The 17,048-nt window shown below is 62.9% G+C and carries 21 protein-coding genes; 10 read left to right on the top strand and 11 right to left on the bottom strand.

Annotated elements, in window-relative coordinates; genetic code table 11:
* Window positions 1-2 precede the first annotated feature (2 nt).
* Entirely contained in the window at window positions 3-761 is a 759-nt protein-coding gene (locus QYS36_RS15510; RefSeq protein WP_308840327.1) for a Nif3-like dinuclear metal center hexameric protein, read from the bottom strand.
* Between the two features lie 109 nt (window positions 762-870).
* Between QYS36_RS15510 and algW the strand changes: the two genes are divergently transcribed.
* Window positions 871-2,016, top strand: coding sequence for a Do family serine endopeptidase AlgW (algW, locus tag QYS36_RS15505; protein ID WP_308840326.1), 1,146 nt, complete (start codon window positions 871-873; stop codon window positions 2,014-2,016).
* Window positions 2,017-2,084: 68 nt separating this feature from the next.
* Here the strand turns inward: algW and hisC are convergent, their stop codons facing one another.
* From hisC to QYS36_RS15455, 10 genes are all read right to left on the bottom strand, one after another.
* Window positions 2,085-3,137: a histidinol-phosphate transaminase gene (hisC, locus tag QYS36_RS15500; protein ID WP_308840325.1), complete on the bottom strand. Its 1,053-nt coding sequence runs from the start codon at window positions 3,135-3,137 to the stop codon at window positions 2,085-2,087.
* Window positions 3,138-3,211: 74 nt separating this feature from the next.
* Window positions 3,212-4,522: a histidinol dehydrogenase gene (hisD, locus tag QYS36_RS15495; protein WP_308840324.1), complete on the bottom strand. Its 1,311-nt coding sequence runs from the start codon at window positions 4,520-4,522 to the stop codon at window positions 3,212-3,214.
* A gap of 122 nt (window positions 4,523-4,644) precedes the next feature.
* Window positions 4,645-5,280, bottom strand: coding sequence for an ATP phosphoribosyltransferase (gene hisG, locus QYS36_RS15490; RefSeq protein WP_013792746.1), 636 nt, complete (start codon window positions 5,278-5,280; stop codon window positions 4,645-4,647).
* 4 nt (window positions 5,281-5,284) lie between these two features.
* On the bottom strand, window positions 5,285-6,550 hold the full coding sequence (gene murA, locus QYS36_RS15485) for a UDP-N-acetylglucosamine 1-carboxyvinyltransferase (RefSeq protein ID WP_308840323.1): 1,266 nt from the start codon (window positions 6,548-6,550) through the stop codon (window positions 5,285-5,287).
* Window positions 6,551-6,565: 15 nt separating this feature from the next.
* On the bottom strand, window positions 6,566-6,805 hold the full coding sequence (locus QYS36_RS15480; RefSeq protein ID WP_027909990.1) for a BolA family protein: 240 nt from the start codon (window positions 6,803-6,805) through the stop codon (window positions 6,566-6,568).
* Between the two features lie 197 nt (window positions 6,806-7,002).
* Window positions 7,003-7,311 carry an STAS domain-containing protein gene (locus tag QYS36_RS15475; protein WP_308840322.1) on the bottom strand — a complete coding sequence of 103 codons (309 nt, stop codon included), beginning with the start codon at window positions 7,309-7,311 and terminating at the stop codon, window positions 7,003-7,005.
* Window positions 7,308-7,940, bottom strand: a complete 633-nt coding sequence (locus QYS36_RS15470; protein WP_308840433.1) for an ABC transporter substrate-binding protein — start codon at window positions 7,938-7,940, stop codon at window positions 7,308-7,310. The genes QYS36_RS15475 and QYS36_RS15470 overlap by 4 nt, the downstream gene beginning before the upstream one ends.
* A gap of 11 nt (window positions 7,941-7,951) precedes the next feature.
* Window positions 7,952-8,425 carry an outer membrane lipid asymmetry maintenance protein MlaD gene (gene mlaD, locus QYS36_RS15465; protein ID WP_308840321.1) on the bottom strand — a complete coding sequence of 158 codons (474 nt, stop codon included), beginning with the start codon at window positions 8,423-8,425 and terminating at the stop codon, window positions 7,952-7,954.
* Window positions 8,425-9,222, bottom strand: a complete 798-nt coding sequence (gene mlaE, locus QYS36_RS15460; RefSeq protein ID WP_074881392.1) for a lipid asymmetry maintenance ABC transporter permease subunit MlaE — start codon at window positions 9,220-9,222, stop codon at window positions 8,425-8,427. The genes mlaD and mlaE overlap by 1 nt, the downstream gene beginning before the upstream one ends.
* A complete protein-coding gene (locus tag QYS36_RS15455) occupies window positions 9,222-10,031 on the bottom strand; it encodes an ATP-binding cassette domain-containing protein (RefSeq protein WP_308840320.1) in 810 nt (269 codons plus the stop codon). The genes mlaE and QYS36_RS15455 overlap by 1 nt, the downstream gene beginning before the upstream one ends.
* 240 nt (window positions 10,032-10,271) lie before the next feature.
* On the opposite strand from QYS36_RS15455, the gene QYS36_RS15450 reads away from it, so the two are divergent.
* The 9 genes from QYS36_RS15450 (at window position 10,272) to rapZ (ending at window position 17,037) form a co-directional block, all read left to right on the top strand.
* Complete coding sequence (locus QYS36_RS15450; RefSeq protein WP_308840432.1) at window positions 10,272-11,246, top strand: KpsF/GutQ family sugar-phosphate isomerase; 975 nt, start codon at window positions 10,272-10,274, stop codon at window positions 11,244-11,246.
* The gene (locus tag QYS36_RS15445) at window positions 11,246-11,767 is read left to right on the top strand and encodes an HAD family hydrolase (protein ID WP_308840319.1); all 522 of its coding nucleotides are present in this window, start codon (window positions 11,246-11,248) and stop codon (window positions 11,765-11,767) included. The genes QYS36_RS15450 and QYS36_RS15445 overlap by 1 nt, the downstream gene beginning before the upstream one ends.
* A 9-nt stretch (window positions 11,768-11,776) precedes the next feature.
* Window positions 11,777-12,346 (top strand): LPS export ABC transporter periplasmic protein LptC, encoded by a 570-nt coding sequence (gene lptC, locus QYS36_RS15440; protein WP_308840318.1) that lies wholly within the window; start codon window positions 11,777-11,779, stop codon window positions 12,344-12,346.
* Entirely contained in the window at window positions 12,333-12,881 is a 549-nt protein-coding gene (gene lptA / locus QYS36_RS15435; RefSeq protein ID WP_308840317.1) for a lipopolysaccharide transport periplasmic protein LptA, read from the top strand. The genes lptC and lptA overlap by 14 nt, the downstream gene beginning before the upstream one ends.
* Before the next feature lie 2 nt (window positions 12,882-12,883).
* Window positions 12,884-13,609 (top strand): LPS export ABC transporter ATP-binding protein, encoded by a 726-nt coding sequence (gene lptB, locus QYS36_RS15430; RefSeq protein WP_308840316.1) that lies wholly within the window; start codon window positions 12,884-12,886, stop codon window positions 13,607-13,609.
* A 173-nt stretch (window positions 13,610-13,782) separates the two neighbouring features.
* Complete coding sequence (locus tag QYS36_RS15425) at window positions 13,783-15,291, top strand: RNA polymerase factor sigma-54 (RefSeq protein WP_308840315.1); 1,509 nt, start codon at window positions 13,783-13,785, stop codon at window positions 15,289-15,291.
* An 83-nt stretch (window positions 15,292-15,374) separates the two neighbouring features.
* Window positions 15,375-15,683, top strand: a complete 309-nt coding sequence (hpf, locus tag QYS36_RS15420) for a ribosome hibernation-promoting factor, HPF/YfiA family (protein ID WP_013792760.1) — start codon at window positions 15,375-15,377, stop codon at window positions 15,681-15,683.
* A 15-nt stretch (window positions 15,684-15,698) separates the two neighbouring features.
* Window positions 15,699-16,163 (top strand): PTS IIA-like nitrogen regulatory protein PtsN, encoded by a 465-nt coding sequence (gene ptsN, locus QYS36_RS15415; protein ID WP_308840314.1) that lies wholly within the window; start codon window positions 15,699-15,701, stop codon window positions 16,161-16,163.
* A 16-nt stretch (window positions 16,164-16,179) separates the two neighbouring features.
* The gene (gene rapZ, locus QYS36_RS15410) at window positions 16,180-17,037 is read left to right on the top strand and encodes an RNase adapter RapZ (protein WP_308840313.1); all 858 of its coding nucleotides are present in this window, start codon (window positions 16,180-16,182) and stop codon (window positions 17,035-17,037) included.
* Window positions 17,038-17,048 lie beyond the last annotated feature (11 nt).

Raw genomic sequence — 17,048 nt, 5'->3', positions numbered from 1 at the left:
TCTCAAATCGGATTCGGGCAGTCGATGAACAGGTGCTCGATGGCGAAGCGTCGGCTCAGGTATTCACCCAGTGCCTGCACGCCGTAACGCTCGGTGGCGTGGTGGCCGGCGGCGATAAAGCTGACGCCGTTTTCCCGGGCGCTGTGATAGGTCTGCTCGGACGCCTCACCGGTCAGGTACAGATCGACGCCGGCCGCGATGGCCTGGTCGATATAGCCCTGCCCACCGCCCGTACACCAGCCGATGCGGCTGACCAGTCTGTCTTCCTCCACCAGCAACGGCTCACGGCCCAGCACTTCATGCACGCGGCGGGCGAAGTCGCGGGCGCTCAGCGGTTGTGCGAGCGAGCCGACCAGGCCGACGGTGCGCGGGTTGTCCGGCTCGAGCGGGCCTTCGACGGTGATATCCAGCTGGCGCGCCAGCTGCACGTTATTGCCCACCTCCGGGTGCAGGTCCAGCGGCAGGTGGTAGGCCAGCAAGCTGATGTCGTTGGCCAGCAGGGCTTTCAGGCGGCGCTGCTTCATGCCGGTGAGGCAAGGGTTCTCGCCCTTCCAGAAATAGCCGTGGTGCACCAGCAAGACGTCGGCGCGGGCCTCGACGGCGGCCTCGATCATCGCCAGGCTGGCGGTCACGCCACTGACGATGCGCTGCACCTGCGGCCGCCCCTCGACCTGCAGGCCATTGGGGCAGTAATCGCTGATACGCGAGGCGCCAAGATAGCGCTCGGCGTCCTCCACCAGGGTGGTCAGGGCAATGGCCATACAGAATTCCTCACGAAGGGTTGCGAACCGCTGCTTTCTTGGCACGGTTCTCTATAATGGCGCACCTTAAGGGCCCGCTAGGGGCCTCGCAACCCTCAGGATTGGATCGATGCTCAAGGCCCTGCGTTTCTTCGGCTGGCCACTACTGGTTGGCATTCTGGTGTCGCTGCTGATCATGCAGCAGTACCCGCAGCTGGTCGGTCTGCCCATGCATGACGTGCAGCTGCGTCAGGCGCCGATCTACGCGCGCTCCCAGGAGGGCCCTGCCTCCTACGCCACGGCCGTCAGCGTCGCCTCGCCGGCGGTGGCCAACCTGTACACCACCAAGTACGTGGGCAAATCCAACCACCCGCTGCTCGACGACCCGCAGTTCCGCAAGTTCTATGGCGAGAACCTGCCCGGCCAGCGGCGCATGGAATCGAGCCTCGGCTCGGCGGTGATCATGAGCCCGGAAGGCTACCTGCTGACCAACAACCACGTGACCGCCAATGCCGACCAGATCGTGGTGGCCCTCAAGGATGGCCGCGAGACCCTGGCGCGGGTGATCGGCAGCGACCCGGAGACCGACCTGGCCGTGCTGAAGATCGACCTCAAGGATCTGCCGGCGATGACCCTCGGGCGCTCCGACAACATCCGCATCGGCGACGTGACCCTGGCCATCGGCAACCCGTTCGGCGTCGGCCAGACCGTGACCATGGGCATCATCAGCGCCACCGGCCGTAACCAGCTGGGCCTCAACACCTACGAAGACTTCATCCAGACCGATGCGGCGATCAACCCCGGCAACTCCGGTGGTGCGCTGGTCGATGCCTACGGCAACCTGGTCGGCATCAACACGGCGATCTTCTCCAAATCCGGCGGTTCCCAGGGCATCGGCTTCGCCATTCCGGTGAAGCTGGCGATGGAAGTGATGCAGGCGATCATCGAGCACGGCAAGGTGATCCGCGGCTGGCTGGGCCTCGAAGTGCAGCCGTTGACCCCGGAACTGGCCGAATCCTTCGGCCTGGAGGGCCGCCAAGGCATCATCGTCGCCGGCATCTACCGTAACGGCCCGGCGCAGAAAGCCGGCCTGCAACCCAACGACCTGATCCTCAAGATCGATGGCGAACCGGCCGGTGATGCGCGCCGCTCGATGAACCAGGTCGCCCGTGCCAAGCCGGGCGAGACCATTCGCATCGAAGTGATGCGCAACGGCAAACCGATGGAATTGAAAGCCGAGATCGGCATCCGCCCGCCGGTGGCCACCAGCAACTAACAGCCTCAGCGGTAGCCAATACGAAAAAGCCAGGGCACATGCCCTGGCTTTCTTTTAACCGCCGGCGGTCAGAGCGCGGCGAGTGCGTCGAGCAACGCCTGGTTCTGCTCCGGCGAGCCGATGCTGATGCGCAGGAACTGGGCGATGCGTTCCTGCTTGAAGTGGCGCACGATCACCCCCTGCTCACGCAGCGCGGCGGCGATGCCAGCCGCGTCACGCTGCGGATGGCGAGCGAAGATGAAGTTGGCGGCCGACGGCAGCACCTCGAAGCCCAGCGCCTGCAGCCCGGCAACCACCGTTTCGCGGCTGTCGATCACCGCGGCGCAGGTCTGCTCGAAGTAGGCGCGATCCTCGAACGCAGCTGCAGCGCCGGCGATGGCGATACGATCCAGCGGGTAGGAGTTGAAGCTGTTCTTGATCCGCTCCAGCGCTTCGATCAAGTCCTCGTGGCCCACCGCCAGGCCCACGCGCAGACCGGCCAGCGAGCGCGACTTGGACAGCGTCTGGGTCACCAGCAGGTTCGGGTATTTGCCCACCAGGCTGATCGCCGACTCGCCGCCAAAATCGATATAGGCCTCGTCCACCAGCACCACGCTGTCCGGGTTGGCCTGCAGCAGACGCTCTATCGCGTCCAGCGCCAGCAGGCAGCCGGTTGGCGCGTTCGGGTTGGGGAAAATGATCCCGCCATTGGGCCGCGCATAATCCTCGACACGAATCTGGAACTGCTCGTCGAGGGCGATCGGCTCGGCCTGGATGCCGTACAGCCCGCAGTAGACCGGATAGAAGCTGTAGCTGATATCGGGAAACAGCAGCGGCTTGCCGTGCTGGAACAGGCCGTGAAAAGCGTGGGCCAGGACTTCGTCCGAGCCGTTGCCGACGAATACCTGGCTGGTTGGTACACCGTAATAAGCGGCCACGGCCTGCTTGAGGCGATCACCATTGGGATCGGGGTACAGGCGCAGGTCGTCGTTGAGCTCCGCCTGCATGGCAGCGATGGCCTTCGGTGAGGGGCCGTAGGGGTTTTCGTTGGTATTGAGTTTTACCAGCTTGCTCAGCTTCGGCTGTTCACCCGGCACATAGGGCACCAGGCTCTTGACGAAGGGGCTCCAGAATTTGCTCATCTGCCCTTCTCTCCTAGAAATTGTTCAGAACAAACGGTGGACGAGAAAAGCGTCGTCCACCCTACGATCGGCTATCACTTTTTGATGCGGTACTCGGCGCTGCGCGCGTGGGCGGTCAGCGACTCGCCGCGGGCCAGCACCGAGGCGACCTTGCCGAGCTCGGAAGCACCGGCGGCCGAGCAATGGATGATCGACGAACGCTTCTGGAAGTCGTACACACCCAGCGGAGAAGAGAAGCGTGCGGTGCCCGAGGTCGGCAACACGTGGTTCGGCCCCGCGCAATAGTCGCCCAGCGCCTCGGCGGTGTAGCGGCCCATGAAGATCGCGCCGGCATGGCGAATCTCGGGCAGGTACTGCTCGGGGTTCTCGACCGACAGCTCCAGGTGCTCGGGGGCGATGCGGTTGGCCACGTCGATGGCCTGGGCCATGTCCGCAACCTGAATCAGTGCACCACGGCCCTCGATGGACGTACGGGCGATGGCCTCGCGCTCCAGGCTCGGCAGCAGCCTGGCAATGCTCTCGGCGACCTTGTCGAGGAAGGCTGCATCCGGGCTGACCAGGATCGACTGAGCATCTTCGTCGTGCTCGGCCTGGGAGAACAGGTCCATGGCGATCCAGTCCGGGTCGGTCTGGCCATCACAGACCACGAGGATTTCCGACGGCCCGGCGATCATGTCGATACCGACCTTGCCGAATACGTGGCGCTTGGCGGTGGCCACATAGATGTTGCCCGGCCCGACGATCTTGTCCACCGGCGGCACGCTTTCGGTGCCGTAGGCCAGTGCCGCCACGGCCTGGGCACCGCCGATGGTGAACACCCGGTCGACACCGGCGATAGCCGCTGCAGCCAGCACGATTTCATTGATCTCACCGCGCGGCGTCGGTACCACCATGACCACTTCGGCCACGCCAGCGACCTTGGCCGGGATGGCGTTCATCAGCACCGAAGAGGGGTACGAGGCCTTGCCGCCGGGCACGTACAGGCCGGCGCGATCGAGCGGCGTGACCTTCTGCCCCAGCACGGTGCCGTCGGCCTCGGTGTAGCTCCAGGAATCCTGCTTCTGTTTTTCGTGGTAGCTGCGCACCCGCTCGGCGGCAATTTCCAATGCCTGACGCTGCTCGGCGGTAATCCGGGTCAGCGCCAGCTGCAGACGCTCACGCGGCAAGATCAGATCGGCCATGGAGGCGACTTCCAGTGCATCGAAACGCTGGGTGAACTCGACCACCGCGGCGTCACCGCGCTCGCGCACGGCCTTGATGATGTCCAGCACGCGCTGATTGACGCCGTCGTCGGAGACGCTTTCCCAGCTCAGCAGATGATCCAGATGCTGGGCGAAATCCGCGTCGGCAGCGTTGAGTCGGCGAATGGCAACTGGAGCGGTCATGGCTGAAGCCTCATCTGGAGTTTTTCAGGCGCCACATTAGCAGGCCTCTCCGTGCGGGCACCTGAAAAATTGGCTATGACACGGATAGGCAGTACGTGGCGGCGACGCCACGCGGGAGAGGATCAATGCGGATGGTGGCTCTCGACCGCTTCACGCAGGGTGTCGATCAGCGCCTGAAGGCGGCCATGCTGCATCTTCATGGAGGCCTTGTTGACGATCAGCCGCGAGCTGATGTGAGCGATCAGCTCCTGGGCTTCCAGGCCGTTGGCCTTGAGCGTGTTGCCGGTGTCGACCACATCGATGATCTTGTCGGCCAGGCCCACCAGCGGCGCCAGCTCCATGGAGCCGTACAGCTTGATGATATCGACCTGACGGCCCTGCTCGGCATAGTAGCGCTTGGCGACATTGACGAACTTGGTGGCCACCCGCAGGCGGCCCTTCGGCTCGGGCGCGCCAACGGCACCGGCGGTCATCAGTTTGCAGCGGGCGATTCGCAGGTCCAGCGGCTCGTAGAGCCCCTGGCCGCCGTATTCGAGCAGCACGTCCTTGCCGGCCACGCCGAGGTCGGCGGCGCCGTGCTCGACATAGGTCGGCACATCGGTGGCGCGCACGATCAGCAGGCGCACATCGTCCTGGGTGGTGGGGATGATCAGCTTGCGGCTCTTGTCCGGATTCTCGGTCGGCACGATACCTGCCGCCGCCAGCAGCGGCAGGGTGTCGTCGAGAATACGGCCTTTGGACAGGGCAATGGTCAGCATGTGGTCAGCCCGGCACGCGGCGAATCTTCGCCCCCAGCAGTTGCAGTTTTTCCTCGATGCATTCGTAGCCACGGTCGATGTGGTAGATGCGATCGATCAGCGTATCGCCCTCGGCTACCAGTGCGGCGATCACCAGGCTCGCCGAAGCGCGCAGGTCGGTGGCCATCACGGGCGCGCCTTTGAGCTGCGCGGTACCCGTAACGATGGCAGTGTTGCCCTCGACCTGGATCTGCGCGCCCATGCGGCTCATTTCGTAGACGTGCATGAAGCGGTTTTCGAAGATCGTTTCGATGACCGTGCCAGTGCCTTCGGCAATGGCGTTGAGGGCGATGAACTGCGCCTGCATGTCGGTCGGGAATGCCGGGTACGGCGCGGTACGCAGGCTCACTGCCTTCGGGCGCTTACCCTTCATGTCCAGCTCGATCCAGTCGGGGCCGGTGGTGATTTCGGCGCCCGCTTCCTGCAGCTTGGCCAGTACCGCTTCAAGGGTGCTCGGGTCGGCGTCCTTGACCTTGACGCGGCCCCCGGTCGCGGCAGCGGCAACCAGGTAGGTACCGGTTTCGATACGATCGGGCATCACGTTGAAACGCGCACCGTGCAGGCGCTCGACGCCGTCGATGGTGATGGTGTCGGTACCGGCGCCCTGAATCTTCGCGCCCATGGCGATCAGGCAGTTGGCCAGGTCCACCACTTCGGGTTCGCGTGCGGCGTTTTCCAGAACCGTACGGCCCTTGGCCAGGGTAGCGGCCATCAGGATGTTTTCGGTGCCGGTCACGCTGACCATATCGAAGAAGAAGTGCGCGCCGCGCAAGCCGCCTTCCGGCGCCTTGGCCTTGATGTAGCCGCCTTCGACATCGATGATCGCGCCCATGGCTTCGAGGCCACGGATATGCAGGTCGACCGGACGCGAACCGATGGCGCAACCGCCGGGCAGCGCCACTTCGGCCTCACCGAAACGGGCGACCATGGGGCCGAGCACCAGGATCGAGGCGCGCATGGTCTTCACCAGCTCGTAGGGTGCGACCAGGGTCTTCATGGTGCGCGCGTCGACTTCGACGCTGAGCTTCTCGTCGATGATCGGCTCGATGCCCATACGGCCGAACAGCTCGATCATCGTGGTGATGTCGTGCAGGTGCGGCAGGTTGCAGATGGTCACTGGCGCGTCACCCAGCAGGGTGGCGGCGAGGATCGGCAGCGCGGAGTTTTTCGCACCGGAAATGCGGATTTCGCCGTCGAGACGCACGCCGCCGGTAATGCTCAATTTATCCATAGCTAATTCGTCGTCTCAGGAACGCGCGGCCCAATCGGCACGGCTGAAGAATTTCATGCTCACGGCGTGGATGCTGCCATCGGCGATCCAGGGGTTGAGGTGAGCGTAGATTTGTTGCTGACGTTTGACCGGGCTGAGGCCGGCCAACTCGTCGCTGATCAGGTTGAGCTGGAAGTTGCAGCCTTCACCGTCGACCTCTACCTGGACATCCGGCAGTTTGGTCTCCAAGAAACTTTTTACCTCAAGGGCCTGCATGCTCAACCTCGATCAACGTATTCAATATGCGTGAACGTCGCCTGGCGACGCCTATGTAAAGCCGACCATGCCCGGGCAGCGATAATGCTGCGCAACGCCCATCGGCAACGGCCGGCAGACATGGGGCCGGCATCATACCAAAAAATCGCCTACGGCGATTTTCCGCTTCAGCCAGGGGCACGGCAGACCGTAAGCGCTCAAGCCGGTAACGGCAACACATGCTGCAGCTCGCACACCTTGGCGATGCCAGCCATGTCGCGAGGCAGCCCACGTACGCTCAGCTGCTTGCCGGCGGCACGCGCATCACGCATGTAGCACAGCAGCAGCGACAGGCCGACGCTGCTGGACTTCTCGACGGCCGAGCAGTCGATCACGCACGCAGCGGCCTGGGTGCCGCGAATCAGCCGCCCGCCCTGCTCGCGCAAGGCCGGGCCGCTCTGGTAGTCGAGCACGCCGGTGAGTGCGAGCACACCCGGCGCCTGCTCGACGATGGCCGCCGGACTCACGACGTCCCCCGCGCCTGACGCGCCCTGGCCACGGTGTCGGCCCAGCTGTCGATGACCTTGTCGAGGTCGTTGCGGTTGTTCTGCATCGACTGGGCGAACTGGTCACGGAACAGCTTGCCGACGTTGATGCCGTTGATCACCACGTTGCGCAGCTTCCAGGTTCCGTCCATGGCCACCATGGTGTACGACAGCGGGTACACCACACCCTTGCCGTCGCGGATTTCCATGTTCACCGAGGTGCGCTCGGCGTTCTGCTTGCCGGAGGCGGGAATCACCCGGATGTCCTGGTTGTTGTATTCCAGCAATGCGTTGCCATAGAACTGCATCAGGCTACGCTTGAAGTTCTCCTGGAAGCGCGTCATCTGCTCGGGCGTGGCCTGGCGCGAATAACGCACGGTCATCACACTGCGCGCAACGCCGTCGACATCCACCACCGGGCCGAGAATCTCGTTGAGCGAGTTATAGAAGGCGTCCGGATTGTTGCGGTACTCATCCTTGTTGGCCTTGAGGTCGGCCAGCAGGGTATCGGTGGTTTTCTGCACCACTTCGTGGGCGGCGGGCGCCGCCACGGCCAGCAGGGGCAGAGCGGCCAGCAGAGCGACGAGGCTGTTGCGCAGGGTCTTGATCATCATCGGGTACCTCATTGGCTTTCCTGGTCTCTGTTCACCGAATTGAGCAAGAACTTGCCAATCAGGTCTTCGAGCACCAGAGAAGATTGGGTGTCGTGGATGGTTCCGCCATCGGCCAGCAACTCTTCGTCGCCGCCCACGCTGATACCCACATACTTTTCACCGAGCAGACCAGCGGTCAGGATCGATGCGGTGGAGTCCACCGGAAGATTGTCGACAGCGCTGTCGAGTTCCATCGTTACCCGTCCGGTGTAGCTGTCGCGATCCAGATCGATGGCCGTGACGCGGCCGATATTGACCCCGGCCATGGTTACCTTGGCGCGTACGGTGAGGCCGGCAATATTGTCGAAATGGGCGTACACCTTGTAGGTATCGACGCTGTTAGCCGGCGCCAGGCCACTGACGCGCAGAGCCAGCAGCAACAGGGCCAGCAAGCCGGCCAGCAGGAACAGGCCGACACCGATTTCCATCGTGCGGTTTTGCATCAGAAATCTCCAAACATCAAAGCGGTCAGAATGAAGTCCAGCCCGAGTACGGCCAGCGAGGCATACACCACCGTGCGGGTGGTCGCCCGGCTGATGCCTTCGGAAGTGGGTTCGCAGTCATAGCCCTGGAACACGGCGATCCAGGTCACCACGAAGGCGAAGACCAGGCTCTTGATCACGCCGTTGAGCACGTCTTCGCGGAACGAAACACTGTTTTGCATGTTGGCCCAGAACGAGCCCTCGTAGACGCCCAGCCAATCGACGGCGACCATCGCGCCGCCCCAGATGCCGACCACGCTGAAGATCATCGCCAGCAGCGGCATGGAAATGAAGCCGGCCCACAGGCGCGGCGCGACAATGTGCTTGAGCGGGTCGACACCGATCATCGCCAGGCTGGACAGCTGCTCGGTGGATTTCATGTTGCCGATCTCGGCGGTCAGCGCCGACCCGGCACGCCCGGCAAACAGCAGCGCGGTGACCACCGGCCCCAGCTCACGCAGCAGGGTCAGGGCGACCATCTGCCCCACCGCCTGCTCGGAGCCGTACTTGGCCAGGATGCTGAAGCCCTGCAACGACAGCACCATGCCGATGAACACCCCCGACACCACGATGATCGCCAGGGACAGCACACCCACCGAATACAGCTGTTTGATCAGCAACTGCAGGCCATTGCCCGAGGTGCCGCGGCCGAACAGCGCGCGCAGCAGAAAGATCGTCGAACGCCCCAGCGCGGCGACCACATCGATACCCGCCCGCCCGAACAGGCGAACGCGTTCGAGTGAAGATGTCCTGCGCATCAGCGCCCTCCCAGTAGATCGTCGTGGTAATTCGGCGCTTGGAAATGGAAGGGAACCGGGCCGTCTGGCGTTCCCTGCATGAATTGACGCACCCGCGGATTATCCGAGTCACGCAGCTCGGCCGGCGTTCCCTGGCCCAGCACCTGGCTGTCACCCACTACATAAATGTAGTCGGCGATGCTGGCGGTCTCGGCCAGGTCATGGGAAACCACGATACTGGTGATGCCCAGCGCATCGTTGAGCAGCCGGATCAGGCGCACCAGCACGCCCATGGCGATCGGGTCCTGACCGACGAACGGCTCGTCATACATGAGAATCTGCGGATCCAGCGCGATCGCCCGCGCCAAGGCCACGCGGCGCTTCATGCCACCGGAGAGCTCATCAGGCATCAGCTCGATGGCCCCGCGCAAGCCGACGGCCTGCAGCTTCATCAGCACAATGTCACGAATCATTTCTTCAGGCAGTTGGGTGTGCACACGCAGCGGAAAGGCCACGTTCTCGAACACGTCGAGATCGGTGAACAGCGCGCCACTCTGAAACAGCACGCCCATCTGCTTGCGCATGTCGAACAGTTCGCTGCGCGACAGGTCGGGCAGGTTGAGGCCGTTGACCCGGATCTCGCCGCCGCTCGGGCGCAGTTCGGCAGCGATCAGCCGCAGCAGCGTGGTCTTGCCACAGCCGGAAGGCCCCATGATCCCGGTAACCTTGCCACGCGGGATGCAGATGTCGACGTTCTTGAAGATAGCTCGCTCGCCGCGCTTAAAACTTACGTTCTTAAGCTCGACCGCGTACTGATTTTCCGCGTTCATTGGAACTCCATTGCGTACTGCCTTCCTAATCAGACGCCCGGGATCGGGACAAGGGCACTCCGTTTGCCCCTCGAAAAGGCTGCGGACTATAGCATTTGCCCATTTGCTCGCCAAAACCCGGCAGCACCGGTGTTCAGGGTTGTGACAGCTTTGCCATTTATGGAGTACCGCATGGATGATGAGTCCAGAGGGCTTTCCCGCTATAATCCCGTCTTTTTCGTCGAGCAGTCCAAGCCGAGCATGAACCAGACCCGTGACCTGATTGATTCCGCACAGCGCACCATTCGCCTCGAGATCGAGGCGGTGCAGGAGCTGCTGCCTCGTATCGACGCCAATTTCGTCAAGGCCTGCGAGCTGATTCTGGCCAGCAAGGGCCGCGTGGTGGTGGTGGGCATGGGCAAGTCCGGGCATATCGGCAACAAGATCGCCGCGACCCTGGCCAGCACCGGCACCACCGCTTTTTTCGTGCATCCGGCCGAGGCCAGCCACGGCGACATGGGCATGATCACCCGCGATGACGTGGTACTGGCGCTGTCCAACTCGGGCTCCACCGCGGAAATCGTCACCCTGCTGCCGCTGATCAAGCGCCTCGGCATTACCCTGATCAGCATGACCGGCAACCCCGAGTCGCCGCTGTCCAAGGCCGCCGAAGTCAACCTCGACACCCGCGTGGCCAAGGAAGCCTGCCCGCTGAACCTGGCCCCCACCTCCTCGACCACCGCCTCGCTGGTGCTGGGTGATGCGCTGGCCATCGCCCTGCTCGAAGCCCGCGGCTTCACCGCCGAAGATTTTGCCTTCTCGCACCCCGGCGGCGCCCTGGGTCGCCGCTTGCTGCTCAAGGTCGAGAACGTCATGCACGCCGGTGACAGCCTGCCCCAGGTCAAGCGCGGCACCGGGCTGCGCGATGCGCTGCTGGAAATGACCCAGAAAGGCCTGGGCATGACCGCCGTGCTCGAAGACGACGGCCGCCTCGCCGGGGTATTCACCGATGGCGACCTGCGCCGCGCCCTGGACAAGGGCATCGACGTGCGGGACGCGCGCATCGACGAGGTCATGACCCCGCGCGGCAAGACCGCCCGGGCCGACATGCTTGCCGCCGAGGCCCTGAAGATCATGGAAGACAACAAGATCAGCGCCCTGGTAGTGGTCGACGCGAATGGCTTTCCGGTGGGCGCCTTCAACCTTGGCGACCTGCTGCGCGCGGGGGTCATGTGATGGACGACCTGCTGCAGCGTACCCAGGCGATCAAACTGGCGATCTTCGATGTCGATGGCGTGCTCACCGACGGCAAGCTTTACTTTCTGGTCGACGGCAGCGAATTCAAGACCTTCAACACGCTCGACGGCCAGGGCATCAAGATGCTGATCAATTCAGGCGTGCGCACCGCGATCATCAGCGGGCGCAAGACTCCGGTGGTCGAGCGCCGTGCGCAGAACCTCGGCATCCAGCACCTGTACCAGGGCCGCGAAGACAAACTCGACGTGCTCGACGAGCTGCTCGCCGAACTGGGCCTGAGCTACGAACAGGTCGCCTACCTGGGTGATGACCTGCCGGATCTGCCGGTAATCCGCCGGGTCGGCCTGGGCATGGCGGTGGCCAGCGCCAACCAGTTCGTCCGCGAGCATGCCCATGGCGTGACCCAGGCGCGCGGCGGCGAAGGCGCCGCCCGTGAATTCTGTGAACTGATCATGCGCGGACAGGGCACGCTCGATGCCGCCCAATCCGCCTACCTCTAGGGCCTGCCGATGCTGCGCAAATACCTCACTCCCGCCCTGCTGACCTTCGGCGCACTGCTGATAGTGGCGGCCGGCTACTGGAACATCAATCCGGACAGCTTCTCCAGCACGCCGCAACACAGCGGGCCGGAAAACCCGATCGACTTCTACGCGATCAATGCGCGCAGCGTTCAGTACCTGCCTGACGGCAGGGTGCAGAACGACATGACCAGCGAACGACTCGAGCATGTGCAGAGCACCGACACCACGCTTTTGACCGAACCACGCATGAACCTGTTCCGCGGCACCGAGCTGCCCTGGAAGGTCCGCAGCGCCCGTGGCGAAGTCGGCCCCGACGGCAACGAGGTCGAACTGATCGACCAAGTGCGCGTCGAGCGCACCGACGAAAAGGGCCGCCCCACTATACTCACCACCAGCCGTCTGACCGTATTCCCGCAGAAGGATTATGCGCAGACCCAGCAAGCCGTTAGAATCGACGCGGCCAATGGGGTGACCACGGCACAAGGAATGAAAGCGTACTTGAATGACGGCAGGATGATCCTGCAGTCCAATGTAAGAGGCCAGCATGAGGTTCGTTAAAACCCTCCCCCTACTTCTCAGCCTCGGCGCCACGCTCGGAAGCGTAAGCGCCTGGGCTCTGCCGAGTGACCGCGATCAACCGATCCGCGTGCAGGCCGACAGTGCTGAACTGGACGACAAGCAAGGCGTAGCCGTGTACCGCGGCGACGTCGTCATCACCCAGGGCACCATGAAGATCACCGGCGACACCGTCACCATCACCCAGAACGCCCAGGGCGAAGTCGACGTGTTCACCTCGGTGGGCAAGCCGGCCTACTACGAGCAGAAGCCGGCAGCCGACAAGCAGATCGTCAAGGCGTACGGCCTGACCATCCAGTACTTTGCCGCCAACGAGCGCATCGTGCTGATCGACCAGGCCAAGGTCGTGCAGGAAGGCAACACCTTCGAAGGCGAGAAGATCGTCTACGACACGCGCCGCCAGATCGTCAACGCCGGCCGCGCCACTGGCACCAACGTGTCGACCCCGCGCCCGCGGATCGACATGGTGATCCAGCCGCAGAAGAAGGCAGCCCCGGCTGCCGAGCAGGGCCAATAACCATGGCGACTTTGAAAGCCCAGCACCTGGCCAAGAGCTACAAGGGACGCCAGGTCGTGCGCGACGTCAGCCTGAGCATCGAGAGCGGGCAGATCGTCGGCCTGCTCGGCCCCAACGGCGCCGGCAAGACCACCTGCTTCTACATGATCGTCGGCCTGGTGCAGGCCGACCAGGGCCGCGTGCTGATCGATGACCTGGACGTCAGCCACCAGCCGATGCACGGCCGTGCCCGTGCCGGGATTGGCTACCTGCCCCAGGAAGCCTCGATCTTTCGCAAGCTCAGTGTCGCCGACAACATCATGGCGATCCTGGAAACCCGCAAGGATCTCAGCCGCGAACAGCGACTGCAGGAGCTCGAGAGCCTGCTGCAGGAATTCCACATCACCCACATCCGCGACAACCTGGGCATGAGCCTGTCCGGCGGCGAACGTCGTCGTGTGGAAATCGCTCGCGCCCTGGCCACCTCGCCGAAATTCATCCTGCTCGATGAACCCTTCGCCGGCGTCGACCCCATCTCGGTGGGCGACATCAAGCAGATCATTCATCACCTCAAGGCCAAGGGCATTGGCGTGCTGATCACCGATCACAACGTCCGTGAAACCCTGGACATCTGCGAAACCGCCTACATCGTCAGCGATGGCCAGCTGATTGCCGAAGGTGATTCGGCGGCGATCCTGGCCAACCAGATGGTCAAGGAAGTCTATCTGGGCCACGAATTCCGCCTGTAGCGGATTCCTCTCCCCATGAATCTTTGCAAGCGCCTGTTACCGTTCCAGCCCTATCGCAACGAAATGGTAACAGGCCCTAGGCAAAGGGCTCGAATTCAGGCATATAATTTGCTTCCTAGTGGCGCTTCGTCGCCCTGTCGTGGATTACGCACAGACGCCGGATAAGGTCTGCAATGAAACCATCGCTAGTCCTGAAAATGGGCCAGCAGCTGACGATGACACCGCAGCTGCAACAAGCCATTCGCCTGCTCCAACTGTCGACCCTGGACCTGCAACAGGAAATCCAGGAGGCATTGGAATCCAACCCGATGCTGGAGCGCCAGGAAGAAGGCGAAGACTTCGACAATTCCGACCCGATGGCCGATGGCGCGGAAAGCGCGACCGCGACCGTGGCGCAGGAAGAAACCTTTCAGGAATCGAGCTTCCAGGAAAATACCCAGACCGTCGACAACCTGGAAGAAGGCGAATGGGGCGAGCGTATTCCCAACGAGTTGCCGGTCGATACCGCCTGGGAAGACATCTACCAGACCAGCGCCAGCAGCCTGCCCAGCAACGACGATGACGAGTGGGATTTCACCACCCGCACCTCCTCGGGCGAAAGCCTGCAGAGCCACATGCTCTGGCAACTCAACCTGGCGCCTATGTCCGACAAGGACCGGCTGATCGCGGTCACGCTGATCGACTGCATCAACGACCAGGGTTACCTGGAAGAGACCCTCGATGAAATCGTCGCCTCCTTCGACCCCGAACTGGACGTCGAACTCGATGAAGTCGAAGCGGTTCTGCACCGTATCCAGCAGTTCGAGCCATCCGGCATTGGCGCGCGTGACCTGCGTGAGTGCCTGCTCCTGCAACTGCGCCAGCTGCCCGCCTCCACGCCGTGGCTCAAGGAAGCCCAGCGCCTGACGGGCGACTATCTGGACCTGCTCGGCAACCGTGACTACAGCCAGCTGATGCGCCGCATGAAGCTCAAGGAAGACGAGCTGCGCCCGATCATCGAGCTGATCCAGAGCCTCAACCCGCGCCCTGGCTCGCAGATCGAATCCAGCGAGCCGGAATACGTGGTGCCGGACGTGATCGTGCGCAAGCACAATGAGCGCTGGCTGGTCGAGCTCAACCAGGAAGCCATGCCGCGCCTGCGCGTCAACGCGCAATATGCCGGCTTCGTGAAGCGCGCCGACTCCAGTGCCGACAATACCTTCATGCGCAATCAGCTGCAGGAAGCGCGCTGGTTCATCAAGAGCCTGCAGAGCCGTAACGAAACCCTGATGAAGGTCGCCACCCAGATCGTCGAACACCAGCGCGGCTTCCTCGACTACGGCGACGAAGCGATGAAACCGCTGGTATTGCACGACATCGCCGAGGCGGTGGGCATGCACGAGTCGACCATTTCCCGGGTTACCACCCAGAAATACATGCATACCCCACGGGGTATTTACGAGCTGAAATACTTCTTCTCCAGCCACGTCAGCACCTCCGAAGGCGGCGAATGTTCGTCGACCGCGATCCGCGCGATCATCAAGAAACTGGTCGCGGCGGAAAATGCAAAAAAGCCATTGAGCGACAGCAAGATCGCTGGTTTACTGGAAGCACAGGGCATTCAAGTGGCGCGCCGCACAGTCGCCAAGTACCGTGAATCGCTCGGTATAGCGCCTTCGAGCGAACGCAAGCGACTGATGTAAGGGAGCCCTTGTAGTAAAGCCTCAGTGTTCCTGCGGTAGGTGTGAAAACCTGCCACTCACACACGGCAACAAGGAGAAGCGGTATGCAAGTCAACATCAGTGGGCACCAGCTGGATGTGACAGACGCACTACGCAGCTACATCGAAGAGAAGCTCGAGCGCCTCGAGCGGCACTTCGACAAGATCACCAATGTGCAGGTTATCCTGGAGGTCGAGAAGCTCAAGCAGAAAGTCGAAGCCACCCTGCACATCGCCGGAGGCGAAGTGGTGGCCAATGCCGAACACGACGACATGTACGCAGCCATCGATCTACTCACCGACAAACTCGATCGCCAACTTATCAAGCACAAGGAAAAACAGCTCGATCGCCAGCAGGGCGCAATGGCCCGCTGAGTTCGTCCTTCTCCTATGATCCGACTTGAAACCATCCTGACCCCCGGCCGTTCCCTGGTGAACGTGCCGGGCGGCAGCAAGAAGCGTGTCCTCGAACAGATAGCCAGCGTGATCGCGCGTGACCTGCCCGATCTCGATGGCCAGACCATCTATGAAAGCCTGATCGCCCGCGAGAAGCTCGGCTCGACCGGCTTCGGCAACGGCATCGCCATTCCCCATTGTCGGCTGCCCGGCTGCAGCACGCCGATCAGCGCCCTGCTCAAGCTGAGCAATGCCGTCGACTTCGACGCCATCGACGGTGCCCCGGTCGACCTGCTCTTCGTGCTGCTGGTGCCCGAAGCGGCGACCGACGAGCACCTCGAGCTACTGCGCCAGATCGCCAGCATGTTCGACCGTGAGGAAGTCCGCGAACGGCTTCGCCAGGCCCAGGACAGTGATGCCCTGTATCAGACCGTCGTGAACGTCCAGAACGGCCAATAGCCTACGGGGTTGACCCATGCGCCTGATCATCGTCAGCGGTCGTTCTGGTTCGGGCAAGAGCACGGCGCTCGACGTGCTCGAAGATAACGGGTTCTATTGCATCGACAACCTGCCGGCGGGGCTGCTGCCCGAGCTGGCGGAGCGCGCACTGCCCAATACCGAACTGCTGCATCCGCAGGTGGCGGTATCCATCGATGCGCGCAACCTGCCCAGCCAGCTCAAGCGCTTCTCCGAACTGCTCGACGAAGTACGCTCGCGCAACATTCGTTGCGACGTGCTGTACCTGGATGCCAGTGAAGAAACCCTGCTCAAACGCTTTTCGGAGACCCGCCGGCGTCACCCGCTGACCAATGACCAGCGCTCCCTGGCCGAGGCCATGGTCGCCGAGGTCAAGCTGCTGAGCCCGATCATCGATCGCGCCGACCTGAAGATCGACACCACCCACCTCAATCTCTACCAGCTGCGCGACACCCTCAAGTTGCGCCTGCTCAACCAGTCGGAGCCGGGTACCGCGTACCTGATCGAGTCATTCGGTTTCAAGCGCGGCATGCCGGTGGATGCCGACCTGGTATTCGACGTGCGCTGCCTGCCCAACCCCTACTGGAAACCCGAGCTGCGTGATTTCACCGGCCTCGAACAACCGGTGGAGGAGTACCTGGCGGCGCAGGCGGATGTCGAGGAGATGTATCAGGACATCCATACCTACCTGCACAAATGGCTGCCGCGCTTCGCGGCCAGCAACCGCTCCTACGTGACCGTGGCCATCGGCTGCACAGGCGGTCACCACCGCTCCGTCTACCTGGCCAATCGCCTGGGCCAGGCGCTCAAGCCACTGCTGAAGAACGTCCAGATTCGCCACCGCGACCTCAGTTAAGGAATTGCCGC

It is taken from the genome of Pseudomonas sp. G34, from assembly GCF_031119625.1.
Lineage (GTDB): Bacteria > Pseudomonadota > Gammaproteobacteria > Pseudomonadales > Pseudomonadaceae > Aquipseudomonas.
The sequence above is the reverse complement of the archived record's forward strand: the minus strand, read 5'-3'. Positions and strand labels throughout refer to the sequence as shown.